This is a genomic window from Hymenobacter plasmatis, from assembly GCF_020711255.1.
Lineage (GTDB): Bacteria > Bacteroidota > Bacteroidia > Cytophagales > Hymenobacteraceae > Hymenobacter.
The window spans coordinates 78,217-96,682 of record NZ_JAJFAW010000021.1; the positions used below are offsets into that span (position 1 = coordinate 78,217).

General features: G+C 62.7%; 8 protein-coding genes. 2 read left to right on the forward strand and 6 right to left on the reverse strand.

Annotated features, from left to right (window positions below):
* Positions 1 to 223: 223 nt before the first annotated feature.
* The 3 genes from LJ738_RS15235 to LJ738_RS15245 all read right to left on the reverse strand — a co-directional run bounded on the left by LJ738_RS15235 (position 224) and on the right by LJ738_RS15245 (position 6,439).
* Entirely contained in the window at positions 224 to 1,492 is a 1,269-nt protein-coding gene (locus LJ738_RS15235; protein ID WP_227787255.1) for a lipopolysaccharide biosynthesis protein, read from the reverse strand.
* 160 nt (positions 1,493 to 1,652) lie between these two features.
* Positions 1,653 to 2,873, reverse strand: coding sequence for a glycosyltransferase (locus LJ738_RS15240; RefSeq protein ID WP_227787256.1), 1,221 nt, complete (start codon positions 2,871 to 2,873; stop codon positions 1,653 to 1,655).
* A gap of 176 nt (positions 2,874 to 3,049) precedes the next feature.
* Positions 3,050 to 6,439 carry a TonB-dependent receptor gene (locus tag LJ738_RS15245; protein ID WP_227787257.1) on the reverse strand — a complete coding sequence of 1,130 codons (3,390 nt, stop codon included), beginning with the start codon at positions 6,437 to 6,439 and terminating at the stop codon, positions 3,050 to 3,052.
* 250 nt (positions 6,440 to 6,689) lie between these two features.
* On the opposite strand from LJ738_RS15245, the gene LJ738_RS15250 reads away from it, so the two are divergent.
* Together LJ738_RS15250 and LJ738_RS15255 are read left to right on the forward strand one after the other, a co-directional pair.
* A complete protein-coding gene (locus LJ738_RS15250) occupies positions 6,690 to 7,589 on the forward strand; it encodes a YicC/YloC family endoribonuclease (RefSeq protein ID WP_227787258.1) in 900 nt (299 codons plus the stop codon).
* Positions 7,590 to 7,925: 336 nt separating this feature from the next.
* A complete protein-coding gene (locus tag LJ738_RS15255; protein ID WP_157780938.1) occupies positions 7,926 to 8,462 on the forward strand; it encodes a hypothetical protein in 537 nt (178 codons plus the stop codon).
* A gap of 71 nt (positions 8,463 to 8,533) precedes the next feature.
* On the opposite strand, the gene LJ738_RS15260 is transcribed toward LJ738_RS15255, so the two are convergent.
* The 3 genes from LJ738_RS15260 to sov all read right to left on the reverse strand — a co-directional run bounded on the left by LJ738_RS15260 (position 8,534) and on the right by sov (position 18,379).
* Positions 8,534 to 10,303: a M28 family peptidase gene (locus tag LJ738_RS15260; protein ID WP_227787259.1), complete on the reverse strand. Its 1,770-nt coding sequence runs from the start codon at positions 10,301 to 10,303 to the stop codon at positions 8,534 to 8,536.
* A 26-nt stretch (positions 10,304 to 10,329) separates the two neighbouring features.
* A complete protein-coding gene (gene gcvH, locus LJ738_RS15265; RefSeq protein WP_227787260.1) occupies positions 10,330 to 10,710 on the reverse strand; it encodes a glycine cleavage system protein GcvH in 381 nt (126 codons plus the stop codon).
* 154 nt (positions 10,711 to 10,864) lie between these two features.
* Positions 10,865 to 18,379 carry a T9SS outer membrane translocon Sov/SprA gene (gene sov, locus LJ738_RS15270; protein WP_227787261.1) on the reverse strand — a complete coding sequence of 2,505 codons (7,515 nt, stop codon included), beginning with the start codon at positions 18,377 to 18,379 and terminating at the stop codon, positions 10,865 to 10,867.
* Positions 18,380 to 18,466: the final 87 nt, after the last annotated feature.

Below are 18,466 nucleotides of genomic sequence, written 5' to 3' on the forward strand. Positions count from 1 at the left end.
AATGAAGAATGAGGATTTGGCGGACAGCTCCCCTCCTTACCAAGGAGGGGATGTTTGAGCGTTAGCTCAAACGGGGGTGGTTAAGCCGTTGCACGATTCCAGCCCAACTCGTTCGCCCATCGTTCAACGAGGGCAACCACCCCAGCTCAACTTGGCAGTTGAGCGTCCCCTCCTCAACTGAGGAGGGGAGTTGTCCGCCGTGCCCGGCCCCATTCCTCATTTTTCATTCCTCATTCTTAAGAAAGCGCCGCGTCACCCATTGCACGTCGTTCCAGCCGGGGAGCAGGTCGCGCCATTTGGCGTTCATGGCTTGGCGGTAGTGCCAGAACAGATAGGCCACGCTGGCCATGTAGGAAGCCGACATGCCCAGCGCCGCGCCTACCATGCCCAGCCGCGGTACCAACAGCAGGCACACGGGTACCGTCACGGCCAGGCCCAGCAGCGCGGCGCGGTTGTTTACGCCGTAGCGGGCAGTGCCACTGAAATAGGTGCTGGCCTGCATGCCGGCGCCGTTGATGAGAATGCCCGGCGACAGGGCGAGAATGACGCTGCGCGCCGCACCGAACTCCGGGCCGAAAATGGCCGCCAGCCACCCGGCCGGCACGGCGGCCAGCACCAACACCGCCCCCGCCGTGGCCAGGAGCGTGAGCCGGCTGCCGCGCAGGGCCGCGTAGGTTTGGCCGCGCTTGTCAGCGGCGTTTACCAGGGCCACGTACTGAATTAGGGCCGTGCTGCGCGGAATCAGCCAGATGGCTTCGGCCAGGGCTACACCTACCGAAAGGACGCCCAAGGCCCGGGCATCGGCCAGATAAGCCACGGCGTAATAGCCGAAGCGGTAGTTGGCAAAGGACAGCAAATTGGAAAAGTGCGCGCCCCGGCTATGGCGGGCGAGCTCGCGCGCCGAGGCGTGGCGGCGCACCCAGCGGCTCCCCCAGGCATCGGGCAGGTGCAGCAGCAAAACGATGCTGATAAGCCACGGCAAACCGTAGGCCACGTAGTTCGCATAATAGTACGCATCTACCGTGAGCCAGTGCCAGGGCCCGAAAGCCAGCACCAGCGCCCCGGCCAGCAGTGCCGCCTGGGCGGTGGTCAACACGTTGTAGGCACGCTCGCGCTGCCGGCCCAGCAGCAGAAACACGTTGACGGAAAGCAGCACCTGCACCAGCGTCACGGCTCCCAGATGCAGCGCATACTGCGGGCCGACAGGCCGCAGCAGGTACACGGCGGCGGCTCCTGCCACGCTCACCACCAGGGCCCAGCCATAAGCCGGCAGCAGCAGGTGCCACACGTTGCGCCGCGGCACCAGGTATATCAGCGACGAGCCGCCCACCAGCCCAGCCAGGAGCACCAGCCCCGACATATCGGTGAAGAATAAACTGACCTGGCCGCGCCCCGCTGCCCCCAGATACCGCGCCGTGAGCCACACCACCGCAAAGCTGAGCCCCGCCGTGAGGACCCGCGCCGCGAAGTGCTGAAGGATGCGTTTTATCATAGGGGCGAACAGGCCGGCAAACTTAGCTTAGCCGCCTACCATGTCCTGCCCTTGCGCACAATGCCCGCCGAAGAGCGCTAGACAGAGGCCGGGTTGAAAGCTAGGTTGAGCTACTGATTTTGGCCCAATCCGGTGCTTTTATACCCAATTCTCACTTTTATTACCCGTTTAATACTTTTCGATATAATTGGCCGAATTTCTGGCCCACCGCTGCTGGGGCGCACTTGGCTGCGGCATCGGCATGTAGTTGAGCTGCATCGAAGCGGGCGGTGCCGGCGAGCACTGCCGTCAGGGCTTTTTCCAGCCCAACCTCGTCATCGGGCTCCACCAGTAGGCCGAAGGCATTATCGGGCTGGAATAGCTCGGGGACACCACCGGTGCGCGTGGCCACCACCGGGCAGCCGCAGGCCCGGGCTTCCAGCAGCACGCACCCAAAGGTTTCGGCCCGGCTAAACGACACCAGGGCTGTGGCGCGGGCCATTTCCGCAGCCACTGCTTCGTGCGGCAGCTTGCCGAGGAACTGCACGGTGCTATCGGCCAGCAAGCCTAGGGTAGCGGCGTATTCGTGTAAATACGCTTCATCGGGCCCGTAGCCGGCTATGCGTAGGCGCAGCCCTGGCCAGGCCGCCCGCAGGCGCGCTACCACGCGCAGCACTCCCGATAGGTTCTTCACCTGGTCGTGAAAGGCCGAAACGTGCAGCAGCGTGGGAGACTCCACGGCCTGAGCTGAGGCTTCTTGAGCTAAAGTGACTGGAGCGCCGGCCGAGGCCAATTGCCGGGGCTGGAACAGGGCTGTATCCACCACATTGGCGATGACCACGGAGCGGGCATTCACAAACCCAAGCGCCGCCATGGCATCGCGCAGCCCACCCGATACGGTGTGCAGCGCGGCCGCCCGGCGCACCACGGCACGCGTGAGCACCCGGCGCAGCCAGGAGATGCCGCCGACGCGTTGCGGCAGATACAGCGTCCAGTGCTCGGTGATGACGAAGGGGATGTTGCGCGCCACCTTCAGGGCCCAGGCAAACAGGCCCGTGCGCAGCAGCACGTGCACGTGCACCAGGTCGGGGCGCTGGCCCCAGTGGCGGCGCAGGCGCCGGTAGCCGCGCAGCAGGCACCAGAAGTAGAGCAGCAGCTTCAGCGGCTTGTCCAGCGCGGCCAGGCCGGTGGGTGCGGCTCGGTAGCAGTAGCGCAGCGTAGGCCAGGGTCCGCTGAAATCTTCTTCTGCGTCAATCAGCCCCGGCAGCGGGCCCCGGGCCACGGCGGCGAAGAGTACGGCTCCTTCCACGCCTCCAAACGCGGCAATTGCTGCCACGTGCCGCCCCACAAAGTCGCCGTCCTGGTCGTCGTAGCGGTGCGGGTACCACTTGGGCAGATGCAAAACACACTTCTTCAATGAAGAATGGGGAATGAAGAATGAAGAATGAAGAATTCTCACAAATAACGACCCCATTCAATTCCTCATTCTTCACTCCCCATTCTTCATTGCAATTCCAAACGCAAAAAGGCCGCCGCATCAATTGATGCGGCGGCCTTTTTGCGTTTGGAATTGCTGCGTTAGAACGAGTAGCGCAGGCCAAGCTGCCCCTGCCAGCGCGAGGCCAGCTGGTCGATGGAGTAGGTGGCCGGCGTGCCGTAGGTGAAGGCCGGGCGGTTGAAGGTGGCCGTGTTGTAGTTGGCCGAGATGTTGCCGGCGGCATCGGCGAAAGCCACTTGCGTGAGGCCGGTGCCCAGGGTCGAGTTGAAGGTGTTGGGCACGAAGTACTGGCGGCCCCAGTCCTTGTTCAGGAAGTTGCCGAAGTTGATGATGTCCAGCGAAATCTGCAGAGTGTGGCCGCTGGGCACTACGCCGGCTTCGTTGGCTTCGAGCTTGCCGAGCTTGGCTTCCATCATCAGGCGCACGTCGGCCTGGTTGTTCCAGGGCGTGCGGCCGGCGTTGCGCTCGGCGTACTGGCCGCGACGGGTTTTCAGGTACGAATCGTTGTTGAGGAAGCTGTTGAGGGAGGCGTATTGGGCACCCGAGGCATCCAGGGCGTAGCCGTTGGGGTTGGCCGTGGTGACGGGGGCCGCGCCTTTGTTCACCAGCACAATATCCGAGTTGCTGCCGGGGATGTAGGCCAGCTCCACGTTTTGCTGGCCGTTGCCCAGGAAGTTGTTGTTATACACCCAGGTATAGGGCGAGCCGCTGGCGTAGGTGAGCACCGAGGTGAGGAAGCCGGTGACGCGCGGCGTCAGGGCCTTGTGCAGGTTGAGCGAGGCCACCACGCGGTGGCGCAGGTCGAAGTTGGAGTAGGCCAGGGCCGGGTCGTTCACGTTCAGGGCGGGGTTCAGCTCCCAGTTGCTCTGCGGCGAGTTCCGGATGCCGTTGCTGATGTCTTTGCTCTGGCCGTAGGTGTAGGCCACCGAGGCGTCGAGGATGTTGCTCACCGTTTGGCCCACCGAGCCGGTGAGCTGGTAGCGGTAGCCTTTCTGCGTGTTGGTCAGGAAGAAGGCGTTGGAGAAGCTCGGGTTAACCTTAGTGCCGAAGGTGCCGGCCGTGTAGCGCGGGCTCTGGGTGGGGCCGCCGGCCAGGTAGGTCACGTTGTCGGCCAGGTTGATGTTTTCAAACTTCACGTCCTGCAAGGTCTTCGTGTACAGGCCTTCTACCGAGAGGCGCGTGCCGGTAGGCAGCTTGAAATCGACGGCCAGCGACGAGCGCCACACCTGCGGCATCTTGAAGTTGTTGTCAATCAGGTTTACCTCGGTGGTGCCGGCCTTCAGGTTGGCGGGGTTATAGGCCGCGGTGGGCAGCTGGGCGTAAATCTTGTTGGGGTCCTGGTTAAGCGTGTACACGGTGCCCGCGCCGCCGTTGGTGCCGCGGATGTTGTTCACATCTACCGAATTGAAATTCACGCCGTTGTTGTAGTAGGCATAGCCGAACCAGGCAAACGGTACCCGGCCGGTGAAAATGCCCGAGCCGCCACGCACCACCACCGACTGGTCGCCTTTCACGTCGTAGTTGAAGCCCAGGCGGGGCGACGCCTGCACCTTGCCCAAGTAGCCGTTGCTCAGGTCTTTCCAGGCCGTGTGCGAGTACGTCTGGTTCAGGGTATTGGCGTCGTTCTGGGGGTTGTTCACCAGGCCAGAGTTCAGGGCCGGTTTGGTGGGCAGCGAGGCGATGTCGAAGCGGATGCCCGGGGTGATTTTCAACTTGTCGTTCACGTTCCACTCGTCCTGCAGGTAGGCGCTGTAGAAGTTGATGTTGAACTGAGCCGAGGGGTTGTTGAAGTTATAGGCGTAGGAGTTGTCACCGGCCGTGCCGTTGTTGTAGGTGCCGCGGATGCGGTTGGGCTTGTCGGCCAGGAAGTCGGCCACGTTGTTGTACTCGATGCGGCCGTTCCAGGAGTTGATGAAGCCGTAGTCGATGTTGTAGAACTCGTTGTGCGTGCCCAGCGTGAGGGCGTGGGCGCCGGTGTAGAACGTGAAGTTGTCGGTGAGTTCAAAGGTCTTCTGGCGTTGGTTGAAGATGCTGGCTTCGCGGTCCGAGCCGAGCAGAATCTGGTTGGAGCCGCCGCCGAAGCCTTTGCTGGGGTCGGTGCTTACGGCGTTAATCTGCACCGCCGGGAAGAGCATGGCCTGGCCGCCGAGCAGGTCGCGGTAGTCGTGGATGTTGGTGTAGCCCACAATCAGGTTATTGGCCAGCTTGCTGCTGAAGTTGCTTTTCACTTCCAGCACCGTCGAGTTCTGGATGTTGTGCTGGGTAAAGTCCTGCGAGCCAAACTTGAACAGGCTGCCCGAGCGCTCCAGGTTGGTGGCTTCGGAGCTGATGAAGTTGTGGCGCAGGGCAATGCTGGTTTTGTCGTTGAGGTTGAAGTCCAGGCGCCCAAACACCTTGTTGCTGTTTGCGTGGATGTTGTAGGCGCCCGCCTCGCCCACGTTGTAGTTGTAGCTGGTTTGCAGCTTGCTGGCAATCTGCTGGGCCAGCTCGGCGGTGATGGGCGAGTTGGCCTGGCCCACGCCGTAGAACTGCGGCTCGGTGCGGCGCGCGATTTCGGCGTTGGTAAAGAAGAACAGCTTGTTTTTCACCAGCGGCCCGCCCAGGCGGAAGCCGGTCTGGTAGTCGTGGTAGGCCGTGCCGATTTTCGATTCGGCCCCGTCGATGCTTTTGCCGGTCACGTTCTGGTTGCGGCCGTAGCCGTACACCGAGCCGTGGAAGTCGTTGGTGCCGGAGCGCGTCACGGCGTTGATGGAGCCGCCGGTGAAGTTGCCCAGTTTCACGTCGTAGGGCGCCACCTGGGCCTGAATCTCCTGAATGGCATCGAGCGAAATGGGATTGGCGCGGGCCGAGCCGCCGGGCAGGCCGCTGGTGCCGCCCTGCCCGCCCAGCGAGGGCGAAAAGCCGATGGCGTCGTTGTTCACGGCACCGTCCAGGGTGATATTGTTGTAGCGGAACGAGCTGCCCGCGAAGGAGTTGTTCGAGTTGCGCGGGTCGAGGCGGGTGAAGTCCTGGATGCTGCGCGAGATGGTGGGCAGCTGCTGCAGCGCCTCGCGGCCCACGGTGGTGCCGGCGCCGGTTTTGGTGGCTTGGGTGTTGCCCACCACCACTACTTCGGCCAGAGCCTGGGCCTCGGCCGCCAGCACCAGGTTGAGCCGGGTGGTGTTGCCCAGCGTCAGGAAGACGCCGCCGATGGTCTGGGGCTTGTAGCCCACGTAGGTTACTTGTACTTCGTAGGGCCCGCCGGGGGCCAGGTTCGGGATGTTGAAGCCGCCGTCTACTTCGGTGGCCGTGCCGCGCTTGGTGCCGGTGGGCTGGTGCGTGGCCACCACCGTTACGCCAATCAATTCTTCGCCTTTATCAGAAACCGCCTTGCCGCTCAAAGCGGAGGTGGTGACCTGTGCAGAAACCGCCTGCGACCAGGCCAGAAGTACCAGCAGAAACAGATGGGTAAAAAAATTGCGAATCGACATAAGTCAGGGGTTTGATTTCGGGCACAAAGTTCTGGCCCCAAAACGGCTAACCCTTGCTCAGGTCCATTTCCTAATTGTTGTATTTCAAGCACATACTTAACACAGCGGTAACATTGCCCGCAGCAGCTCCAGCGCCTATTGGCCGCCGTACCCTGGCGCGGGCCGGCAGTTGCTTATCCAAGCCGGGGTTTCTTTGTTGGCTCAACGGCTGCATGCGGCCGATTCCCCGACACCTCAGCTCATTGACCCCATGCTTATTTCCATGACCGGCTACGGCCAGGCCCACCGCGAAACCGATTCCTACACCGCCGCCGTGGAGCTGCGCTCCGTCAATTCCAAAACCTTCGACCTGACCCTGCGCCTGCCCCGGTTCCTGATGCCCCACGAGTTGGAAATCCGCAACACCCTGGCCAAGGCCCTGCTGCGCGGCAAAGTCAACCTCAACCTCGATTTTGTGCGGCCCGCCGCGGCCCGCGCCGCCGCCACTCTTAATAAGGAAGCCCTGGTGGCCGCCTTCCAGGAGCTAAAAAGCGTGGCCGACAGCCTGGGCCTGCCCACTGGCGAAGACACCCTATTGGCCGCCCTGCGCCTGCCGGGCGTGATTCCCAGCGCCTCCGAAGCGCGCGATGCCGAGCCCGCCGCCGAAGAAGTGGCCTGGGTTGAGCTGCAGCCGCTGCTCACCGAAGCCATTGCCGCCATGCAGCAGTTCCGGCAAGACGAGGGCACCACGCTCACCGTCGAAATATTGAGCTACGTGGCCACCATCCGCCAGCAGCTGGCCGCAGTGGAAGAGCACGACCCCGCCCGCATCGAGCACGTGCGCCAGCGCCTGGCCGGCCACCTGGCCGAGCTCACCAGCCACGAGCAGTTCAACGCCACGCGCTTCGAGCAGGAGGTGCTCTATTACATCGAAAAGCTCGACATTGCCGAAGAGAAAGTGCGCCTAGCCGCCCACTTAGCGTATTTCGAGCAGGCAATCCACCAGCCCGACGAGGCCGTAGGTAAGAAGCTCGGCTTTCTGGCCCAGGAAATCGGCCGCGAAATCAACACCATCGGCTCCAAGGCCAACGATGCGACCGTGCAGCACCTGGTGGTGGGCATGAAAGAGGAGCTGGAAAAAATAAAAGAACAGCTAAATAACATTCTTTAAGAATACAATATTTTACCGGTTTAGAACTATTCAAGCAACGCCACCCGTGACCCATCCCTCAAATAAACGAGGATAAATTGTACTTTAAGGTTAATATTTACAATCTAAAAAGTGTATAAAGCATTTTGGCAGGAGATTTGAGTAAGGCAACGCATTCCTTTTGACTATTTACAACCCACCGAATCTTAAGCTGTTATTGATAAAAAGGCTGGGTCAGCTCCGGCACTTTAAAAAATAATTGCAATATTTGTGTTCGAAAAGTTGGATACCTGATTATTGTATCTAACTTGGGTCTAACAAAGGCTTTTTAGTTACTCACTTTTTATCCCCTTTAGTATGAAATCTACACTTCTACTCTGTATCCTGGGACTGTTACTTACGGCTGCGCGTCCGGCATCCGAAATTGAGCTGGTTAAGAAGCGCGTGCTAAGCGAGCGGGTGGAAATCCTGATTCCCAAAGGCTTCGAGGTGATGACCGAAGAGCAGATGGACTTCGCCTATGCCAAAGCCCAGAGCCGCCCGAGCGTTATTTTCACCAACAACAACCTGGTGAGCCTGGCCTTCAACTACAGCGACAACGACGCCGACCAGGACATGGTCGACATCTACGCCGCCTCGTTTGGCAAGACCTACCACAAGCAATACAAAGACGCCACCTGGTTTGGCGACGGCGTGAAAAACATCAACAACCGCAAGGTGGGCTACATGGAATTCATGAAGCCGGAGATGGGCCACGAAGTCTACACGCTGGTGTTCTTCACCGATGTGGAAGGCAAACTGATGATTTGCACCTTCAACTGCGCCGACCGCCAGAAGCCCGAATGGGAGCCCATCGCCAAGCAAATCATGCTGTCGGTGAAAGCCAAAGGCTAAGCAACCCCACTCGATATAATTATTCGTTAGCTAAAAGCCCCTGCAGCCACTGCAGGGGCTTTTTTTGTGCGTTATCGGGCGGCGCCCAGCTCGTTCAGGAAGTCGCGCACGAGGCCAAACGCCCCAGCAAAGCCTGCCAACGACAACGCTTCCGGCCGGTCGTTTACATCGTGGTACGCGGTGCTCCCGCCGCGCGTGTAGATGAAAAAGGCGGGCACGCCGACCTCGGAGAAGGGAAAGTGGTCGGAGTTGGCAGCGCGGCCGCGGGCGCTCAGCGCAGGCAGGTAGTGGTGGGCCTCGTTGAGCGCCAGCAGGCGCTGGTAGGGCACCTCAAACACTTTGCCGTTGACGACGGTGGCGCCCTGCTCGCCGGTGCCCAGCAAGTCCAGGTTCACCAGAAACTTGATGCTCTTGAGCGGCAACAGCGGATGCGCCACAAAGTAGGAGGAGCCCAGCAGCCCGGCTTCTTCGGCCCCAAATAGGAGAAAGACCACCGAGTAGGCGGGCCGGTTTTCGGGGCGGGCGTAGTGCGCGCCCAGCTCCAGCAGCAGGGCCACGCCGCTGGCATTGTCGTTGGCCCCGGGGAAGTAGGTGCTTTTGCCCATCATGCCTAGGTGGTCGTAGTGCGCCGTCACCACCAGGAACGAATCGGGCTGGGCGCTGCCGCGCACGATGGCGGCGAGGTTCTGGGTTGGGTACTGGCGAATCAACTTAGCCTCGACTTCCAGATGCACGCCTTTCATCTGGTTCGGCTCGGTGGTCGCCGCCGGCCAGTCGGCCGCGGTGGGCAGGGCCAGCAGCTTTACCTGGGCGCTTTGCCCACTGGCCAACGAGGCCGTCAGCTTGGGCACGAGCGTGATGCGGGCGGCGGCCGTTTCCAGGGCCTGGCGTAGGGCCGGCCAGTGGGCCAGCTGGCTTTCGTCGCGCGCTGTGAGCAGCACAGCCCCTGGCAGGCGGGTAAGTTGAGCTATGCTGCGTTGGCGTACCAGGGAATCTGTGAAGGCCAGCGTATCGAGCCGCACCAGCCGGCTGCCCCAATCCAGCTTGCCACTACCCGAATTGGGAGCGGCGATAAAGTCCCGGCCCGGCTGCAGATGCCTGGGCTGAGGCTTCCCGCGAACGGGGCCGGAGGGCAATACATCGAGTTGTAGCTTCCCCGGAAAGGTATTCACATCCAACGTAAACGGCTGGGTATAATCCTGAGCCAGCGGCTGCAGCTTCAATTCACGCAAGCGCCCCCGCAGGTAGGCGGCCGCTTTATGCTCGCCCTGCTGCACGTAGCCCCGGCCGTGCAATTCCGGCGAGGCCAGCTTCGCGATGGTGCGGCGCGCTCGGAATAGGTCCTGAGCTGCCGCCGGCGCGGGCCGGGCGCCAATCGCCGCGCCGGCCAGCAGCAGCCCAACCCAAGCTGGAAACCGGAGCGGCGAGCGGCGGGCCAGGCGGGCCGCCCCGGCCGTGGCTACACCCACCGCCAAGGCGGCGCCGATGGCGTCGCTCAGCAAGTCGGTCCATTCGCCGTGGCGGCCCAGGGCCATGTTGTATTGCAGCACCTCAATCAGCCCACCGAATACGATGCTGCCCAGCAGCGCGGCCCGCCCGGCGCGGAGGGCCAGCGCCGGCCAGCGGCGCTGCCGCCGCAGCGAAAACCAGCTCAACCCGGCCAGCACCAAAAACACGCCCGCGTGGGCGGCTGTGTCGAACGACAACAGCTCCCACACGGGCGTGACGGGCATCTTATCGGCGGGCGTGAGGGTGAGCACCAGCACCACGGCGGCCCAACCCAGTGGGAGGGACGCATACGGGCGTGGGGCCGGCCGCTCCGGCTTGCCGAGGGGTAGCATAGACAAAGCGGGCCGAACGGCCGGGCTTAAGCGCCTACCAGCTCGCCGTAGGTTTCGGCGGTCAGCAGGTCTTTCAGCTCCTCGGGGTTGGCAATGGAAATCTTCACCATCCAGCCATCGCCATAGGGGTCCGAGTTCACGGTTTCGGGGGAGTCGGCCAACTTGTTGTTCACTTCCAGCACGGTGCCGGTGATGGGGCTGAACAGGTCCGAAACGGTTTTCACAGCCTCCACGGTGCCAAACACGTCGTGCCGGGCCACTTCCTTGTCGAGCGTGTCAATGTCGACGTACACGATGTCGCCCAGCTCTTTTTGGGCGTGGTCGGTGATGCCAACGTAGGCGACATCGCCTTCAACGCGAATCCATTCGTGGTCCTTGGTGTAGTGCAGGGTGGCGGGCAGGTTCATAGAAAATGGTGGGGTGGTGAGGTGTACGGATAGGTTGAGCCAAAATTAGGCAATCCATCCTTGGGGAAGACGCCTGAGCCGAAATTGTTTTGGCCCAAGCCGCGGGTGGGACCAGCTCGCCTGGCTCCCACCCGCCGGCCTTGCCAGCTCAACTTTACTGCGTGAGGCTATAGCGCAGCTGCACGCCGCCTTCGGTGGCCGAGTTGCGGAAGGCGTTGCTGATGCGCGGCGTGGTGATGGTCTGGCTGTAGTAGAGCTGCAGGTTGAGCCGGGTGTTCAGCAAATAGTCGATGGTGGGGCGCAGCTGGAAGGTTCTGGAGCCGTTCGTAATCTGGCCTTCGGCGCGGCCCACCTGGCCGGGGTCGCCGGGGCCGGTGGGGTCCACCACGTCGAGAATGCTGCGCTGCACCGTGATGTTGTCGCGAATGCTCAGGTCGAGGCGGGCGGTGAGGTTGTTGCGCAGCACCCGCTGCTCGCCCTTCACCCGGAAGGGCAGCTTGAGGCTGTTGGTAGCGTAGCCCAGGCCCAGCACAATTTCGTTGGTGTACAGCTCGGTTATCTGGGCATTGGTGGTGTTCAGCACCACGGCCCGGTCGGTGCGGTACTCGAGGCGGCCCGTGGCCCGGCTCACGGTCTGGAAGTTGACCCCCACCAGCGGCGAGAGGCGCTCGATAATGCTCACCTGGCCCACCACGTAATACGGAATGAACTGGCCCGCCGTGTTCAGGCGGTTGGGGAACTGGTTATCGGGATTGAAGTCGGACTGGTAGACCGTGGACGTGGTGTAGCTGCCCACGCTGTAGGTAGACGAGTAGGCGTGGTTGAGCGTAAACGAGGAGAAGTAGCGCTTGATGAGCGGCAGGTCGGCAAAGCCGTTGTAATCCAGGCGCCAGTTGGGCAGCGGGAACATCGCAAACGGGTCGAACTTCTTGGCCTGGTAGCCGTCGGACGACCGACCGTGGTAGGCATCGATAAAGCTCTGCACCAGCACTTCCTGCGAATTGAACCCGTAGCCTGCCTCGGGGTTGCCCGAAGCGGGGTTGGCCGAGGCCAGGCGCTGGCGCACAAACGCCCGGTTTTTCACAAACTGGCTAAAGGCCTTGGACGTCTCCCCGTTGGCCCCCAGGTCGCCAAACAAGGTCTGGATGGTGATGGTAGAGGTCTGGAACGAGCCGGTGCCCAGCAGCGGGTGGTCGGCCAGCACAAAGCGGCCGGTGCGGGGGTCCACCACGGGCGTGAGCAGCACCGAGTCGAGCAGGGTGCGGTAGTACACTTCTTTGTTGCGGGCCAGCTGCCGGCGGGCGTCCACCTGGATGTTGAAGCCGCGGAAGGGCTCCAGGGCCGTGCGCACCGTGAAGGTCTCGGTGAGCAACGAGCTCAGGGGCGTGTTGAGGTACTCGCTGTTTTGGGTGTACCAGCCGTTGTCGCGGGCGCGGGTGTACAAGTCGTCGAGGCCGTACTGCTTGCCCAGGATGAAGGGCACGCCCGGCGCGGTCAGGTCCTGGTCGAGGCCAAAGAGGTGGGTTTTGGGCAGGTAGCCGGGCAGCAGCGTGCCATTGGTGCGCACGTAGGTGAAGTTGATGGAGCGGGCCGTCATCAGCGAGCGAAGCACGGCTTTCACAAAGCGGTTTTTCTCCTTCGTGGTGTCGGCCGGCGCGGCGGCTTGCCGCTGGCCGCCTTCGCTGGGCTGGGCCTGGTTCTGGAGCTGGGGCCGGGCGGCGGGCGGCGGCGCGTTGTTGATGATGTTCAGGAACCGCACCTTGTTGTAGAGCTTCACCAGGTCGATGCGGCCGTTGGCGCTCACTTCGGCGTTGTTCTGCACGGTGTTGCCCAGCTGGAGCGCGTAGGTCAGGGTATCCTTGGCTTCGTCGCCGGTGGGCACCGGGTACCGCGGCGCCCGCAACGACGCCGACGACGCCTGCCAGGTATAGTTGGCCGAGTAGCGGGTGTCGGCGCTTATCCAGTCGGTGAGCGGGAACTTGTCCAGCGGCAGCCGGTACGTGAGCGAAGCCACCTGGTTGAAGTTGATGGTGCGGCCGCCGCGCAGCAGGTTGCGCTTACGCAGGCTGTCGTTGCGAATGGCATCGGGGCTGTCTCCGATGCTGCGGCCGCGGCCTTCGTCTATCACGCCGCGGTTGGTGGCGGTGTAGTCAAAAATCAGGCTCTTGGTCAGGTCCCACTTCAGGTCATAGATGCGGCTGATGAAGAACGATTTTTGAATCACGGGCGCAATGCCTTCGCTGCTGGGCAGGGTGCCCGGCTGCAGGCTGCGCTGCAGAAACCGCTCGTTGTAGCGCCGGTCCAGGTCGGTGCGGAAGGAGAAGCGCGAGGGCAGGGGCGTGAAGTTCAGGTCCTGGAAAATCTTCAGGTACGGGTTATCCAGGGCCTTCACCTTGCTCAGGAGCGTGTAGTTCTTGGGCGTGGTCTGGTACACGTAGGCCAGGGCGGCGGTGTAGGCCTTGGTGTAGTCGCGCTCAGTGCGGATGTCGGAGTGCAGGCGGTCGGTGAGGGAGTAGCTCACGGCTAGGTTTTCCACGTCCCAGGGCTTGGGGGTGGCGGCCGGGGCACCGGGCTTGCCGGGGCCGCGCTCCTTGCGCACGTTCAGCACCGAGATGCTGCGGCTGGTGGTTTGGTCAATCACCTTTTTGCGGTACTCGGCCTGCGCGGTGGCGTCAATCTTTTTGTCCTTGTCCACGAACTTCTGTAGGCTTTGCTCCAGCTTGGTGTCGGGGTCGAGCGGGTCGTATAGCGGCGCGCGGCTTTCGTGGCCCAGCTGCAGCAGCACGGGCACGCGCAGCTGCAGCTGCTGGGGCAGGAACTTCTCGGCCGCCACGGTAGCCTGCAAGTCGCCGCGGAAGGCGTCGTCGATGGAGCGCTGCTGCACCTTGTCCTGCAGCCCGCCGAAGCCCACGCTGGTGTAGCTGCCCGTGGCCGTCACGTTGGCCACGTCGGCCATCTTCACGTTGAGCCGGGCGGTGGCGGCGTAGCCGGCCTGCTGCTCAAAGTCAAACACCCGGAACTCATCGGCCCACAGGTTGGCCGTGATGGAGCTGGTGCTGGGGTTGTTGGCGTCGCCGGTGGGGTTGAGCATGCCAATCATCACGCCCTGCACCGCCGAGAAGTCGGGGTTGCCCACCACCGTGATGGTGCCGCCGTTGGGCAGCGTTTTGGTGTAGGGAATCAGCAGGTTGGGGTTTATCTGCCGGTTGCGCTCCGATTTGGCGTCGATAAAATCCTGAAACGACACGTCGATGCGGTTCTCGGTGGGCCACACATCGTCTTGGCTGGTTTTGCCGGGCTGCGTGAGCTTCAGCGGCAGCGCGTACTGGTAGTAGTTCTGGGTGTAGTCGGTACCGATGCGGATAAAGGCCTGCACGTCCTTGTCGGTCAGGCTGGCGTCTTCCGAGTCGCCGTGCAGGAACAGGCGCAGGCGCTTGTAGCGCAGCATGTTGATGCTAAGATTCTTGTAGGCCGCCTTGGCGTAGCCGTCGCGCAGGTTGGTTACCGAGAGGCGCAGGCTTTGCTCGTTTTGCAGGCGCGAGGTGCTGCTGCTGCCGTACTCCTTGTCGCGCAGGATGCCGGGCGGCGAGATGTAGGGGATTTTGCCCGACGCAGCGCCCTTGGGGTTATAGGAAAGGCCGTTTTCCTCCACGCTCACCGTCGAAATGTTGAAGGCGTCGGCGTCGGTGAGCTGGCCCACCGGCGGCTGGTTGCCCTGGCGGGTGTCCACGATGCGGTAGAGGAAGCGGCGCCACTGGTTGGCCACGAACTGCGGCTGCACCAGGCGCAGCACCACCGGCTGCTGCCAGCCGGTCATGTACATGCGCAGAAAGCGGATGGACTTGAAGCCGAACTCCTGGGTGGCCCCGCGCACGGTGTAGCCCTCCCGAATCGGTATGCGGAACTGGTACCAGGTCACTTCGTCGCCGTTGGTGCGCTCGTCCTTGTTCGTCACCTTGTCGATGATGAAGTTCTGGCCCACTTCCAGGCCGCCCCCGGGCACCGTGGGCGGGCGCAGCGAGATTTTGTATTCGTAGTAGCGCTCCACTTCCTGCACCACGTTGTCGCGGTTCAGGTCTTCCTTGTCGGGGTAGGCGGTGGAGCTGCGCTGGTCGTTTTCGTTGGAGTTGCCCTCGTAGCCGTTGTAGTTCTTGTAGCGGCCCAGAATCTTGGCGTTGGCCTGGTCGTAGCTGGGGTCGAGGTGGTGGCGGAAGTCGTCGCCGGAGGGGTCGGGCAGGGCGGTGTACTGCGGGCCAAACTGGGGCTGGGCCTTTTCGTTGGCGTCGTTCACGCCGTCGAGGCCCACGTCTTGCCGGGCCCGGGCGCCGGGCGCCGCGTTGAAGGCATCGGTGAGAAACTGCTGCTTGGTCACGCGGCCCCACACGGTGGCCTTGCTGTTGTCGGCTATCTCCTGCGGGTCGTCGGACGTGGGCAGGCCGTTTTCAAACTCGTGCTGGTTGTCATCCTTCAGCACGTCTTCGCTCACGTTTCCGAGGTTGATGAGCAGGTCGCCGCCGGTGGTGTTGGCCTGGTCGTTGCCGTCCTGGTCGGTGATGTTCACCCGCGAGGCCGGCGCGTTGGGGTTGGTCGCCTTCAGGAACGGGTCCATCATCCAGAACTCCAGGTACTCGATGTTGGCGTTGTCGAAGTCGGTATCGAACGTAATGGCCCTGCTGATGCCGCCGAACTTGTCCTCGGGCCGCTCGGCGCCGGTAAACTTCTTGCCGTCGGTCTGGATGTTGGGGTTGTAGTTATAGGGGCCCCGCTCGCCGGGGTAGTAGGCCATGTCAAACGTGTACTCGTAGCCGTTGCCGGTCGAGCCCAGGTCCTTGTTCGGGAACACCTCGTCGCGCTTCACGCCGCGGGTGTAGTGGTTGGCCAGGTCGGCCGTGCCGATGTTGCCGGGTACGTTCTGGCCGCCGGTGTAGTAGCTCTGGTCCACGGTGTACCAGGCCAGCTTGGCGCGCTGGTAGTTGTAGGCCAAGCCCACGGCGGTGCTGCCCTTCACGGGCAGCGGCGTGGAAGCCAGGCGCCACGCCGGAATGGAGGCCAGCCCACCGAGGGTGTAGGGCGTGCGGGCGTTTTCGAAGTCGTCGATGTACGACACGCCGTTTTCGCCGTTGCCCAGCTGCGAGCGGCCCGGCAGCAGCTTGGCAAACTCCCCGCTGAAGGCAATGGTCGAAATCTCCTTGGTCGAGATAAACGGCAGCATGTCGAGGTACTTGGTCAGCACCCGGCTGTCCTTGCGGATGCTGCCATCCAGCCCAATAATGGTGTTGTTGCCCGGCTCGTCGCCGATGTTCACGCGGTTGATGCCCGGGGCCTGGTTTTCCAGCAAGTGCAGGGCCGTGCCGCCGATGTTCACGTCCTTGTTGAGCCGGTAATCCATGCGCACGCCCACCAGCTTCCGCGGCTGCACCTGCACCAGGGCATTTTTCTCAAACTCGACCCGCAGCTCGTTGGCCGAGTTCAGGTAGGCCGGGTTCAGGATTTTCACCTTGGCCTGGTCATAAAACACCTGGTAGTCCACGCCTTCGGTGAGTAGCGTAGAGCCCGAGCGCACCCGCACCGAACCCTGCGCAATGCCAATGCCGGGCAGGCTGATTTCGTCGGAGCCGGCCCCGCCCTGGAAGCGCCCGCGCAGGAAGAACTTGTCCTTTTCCTGCCGCTGCTGCGCGTCGCTCTGGGTCTGGTTGTACAGCTCCGAGTACACGTACCGGTCAATCAGGTCGGTTTCGCCCACCAGCTGGGTTTGCAGGTAGGAGCCAAACGGCTCAATATTCGGGAAGATGATTTTGCCTAGCTCCGGGTCGATGGTGATGCCGGGGAAGTAGTCAAAGTTGCCGTCCGGGTTGCGGTCGTTGTTGGAGTTCACGTGGTCGAGGTTGAGCACCTCAATCAGCGGGCGGTTGGCAATGCGCGCGCCTTCCTTCAGCGAAATCAGGTCGACCCCGGTCGCGTCGTCTTTGTAAATGATTTGCAGCTGGAAGTTGTCGCGCTGCAGCTGCGAGGCGTTCAGGGGATAGATGTTTTTCATCATCAAATCCCAGGTCGGCGTGTTGCGGGTGCGCAGGTTCGGGTTCTGCGGGTTCTTGGCGGGGTCGGCAATGCCCACGCCGGGGTTGCTGGCCCGCAGCATCTTCAGGAAAATAACCTCGTCCTCCTTCACGTTGCCGTAGTCGCTGGCCGTCTCGCCCACCTTGTAGGTCTTGCCGTTGTAGAGGTACTCGTAGCTCACGCCCAGCACCTGGTCGGGCAGCAGCGCCGTATTCAAGGACAGGTAGCCGAGCTGCGCGTTGTAGGTGTATTCGCGCGGGTCGAGCTTGCGGGCCCGCACCCGCTCAAAGTCCACGTTCTTGGTCAGGCCCTGCCCTATCTGCAGGAAGTTGTCCACGCCCAGGTTGTCGCGGGCCGCGGCCCCGGCGCCCGTGATGGTGCGGTACTCCAGGTTGGCGTCGTTGTTGGCCGGGGCCTGGGCGCTGGGGCTGCCCTGGCGGTACTTGTCCTGGTACAGCCGGAAGGGCTCGGCCAGGTCCATCAGCGTCACCACGTTGCGCAGGTTCTCGGTGGTGCGGTTGTCGTTGGTCACGTACACCTCCAGGCGCGTGATGGACACGCCGCTCTGGATGGTGGGCAGGTTGCGCAGGGCCTGGTCGTAGCGCTCGCGGAAAAACTGCGACAGGAAGAAGTGCCGGTCCCGCTCGTACTGGCTGGCCTTGATTTCGTACTGCCGGTTTTGCGCCCCGTTCTGGATGCGCACCTCGTCGGCGGTGCCGCGCACGGTGGCGGCCACGGCCGTCACGCCCAGCTTGCCAAACTGCAGCTGGGTTTTGATGCCGAACAGGTTTTGCCCGCCCTGCACCAGCGAGTTGGTCAGCGGCAGGCTCACGTTGCCCAGGTCCACCTTGCGCACGATGTCGGTTTCCTCACCGGCGTAGTCGAACTTCATCTGGTTGTCGAAGTCGAACGACGCCTTGGTGTCGTAGTTGAACACCAGCTTGAGCTTGGTGCCGATGGCCCCGGTCAGGTTGACGTTGATGTTCTGCTCAAACAGGAAGTCGCCCACTTTTTGCTGGCGCAGCGTGAGGGCCGGGTTCTCGTTTTTGTTGAAGCGCGCGCCAAACTTGAGCGTGACCGAGCCCGCGGGCCGGATGTCGACGTAGCTGCCCCCAAAAATGCGGTTGGCAATGGGTCCCAGGTAAATCTTCGGGATAAGGCGCTGGGCCTGGGGCGTGCCCGCCGCGGCCGCTGGCCCCGTGATGCCACCCTTGGCCTTGGCCCGGTAATAGTCGCGAATGGCCTGCTGCCGCTGAAATTCCTCGTACTCCTTAAAGCTGAGCACGCTGGGGTCGCGGTAGTCGATATTAGCCCCTACTTTTTCTTTGACGTCGAACTGCTTCAGGCTGTCGTCCACCGCAACGTCGAGCTTCACGTTCTTGGGCAGCGGCAGCACCAGCGGCGACTCGCGGCGGCGCAGGCCAAAGGGGCTGCCGGGGCGGTCCTGGGCCCGCACCCGCGGGCGGCGGCTGGGCTTGTACGGCCCCGTGGTATCCACCGCCGGCCGCACCGGCCGCGGCGTATCGGCGGCCAGCACGCGGCTGGCCCGGAGCCACGCCCCCGCCAGGCGCACGCCACCCACGGGAGTAGCCTGAGCCCACCACGCGAGCAAGGACGCGACCGCAACAACTGACGCAGGGAGTAACTTTTGACCGATTTTCAAGCGGGATAAGGGTATAATGGCGTGGGCTAAAGGGCC

Coding starts and splice junctions, on each gene's coding strand:
- LJ738_RS15235 (WP_227787255.1), bottom strand. CDS start 1,492: ATGATAAAACGCATCCTTCAGCACTTCGCGGCGCGGGTCCTCACGGCG.
- LJ738_RS15245 (WP_227787257.1), bottom strand. CDS start 6,439: ATGTCGATTCGCAATTTTTTTACCCATCTGTTTCTGCTGGTACTTCTG.
- LJ738_RS15250 (WP_227787258.1), top strand. CDS start 6,690: ATGCTTATTTCCATGACCGGCTACGGCCAGGCCCACCGCGAAACCGAT.
- LJ738_RS15255 (WP_157780938.1), top strand. CDS start 7,926: ATGAAATCTACACTTCTACTCTGTATCCTGGGACTGTTACTTACGGCT.
- LJ738_RS15260 (WP_227787259.1), bottom strand. CDS start 10,303: ATGCTACCCCTCGGCAAGCCGGAGCGGCCGGCCCCACGCCCGTATGCG.
- gcvH (WP_227787260.1), bottom strand. CDS start 10,710: ATGAACCTGCCCGCCACCCTGCACTACACCAAGGACCACGAATGGATT.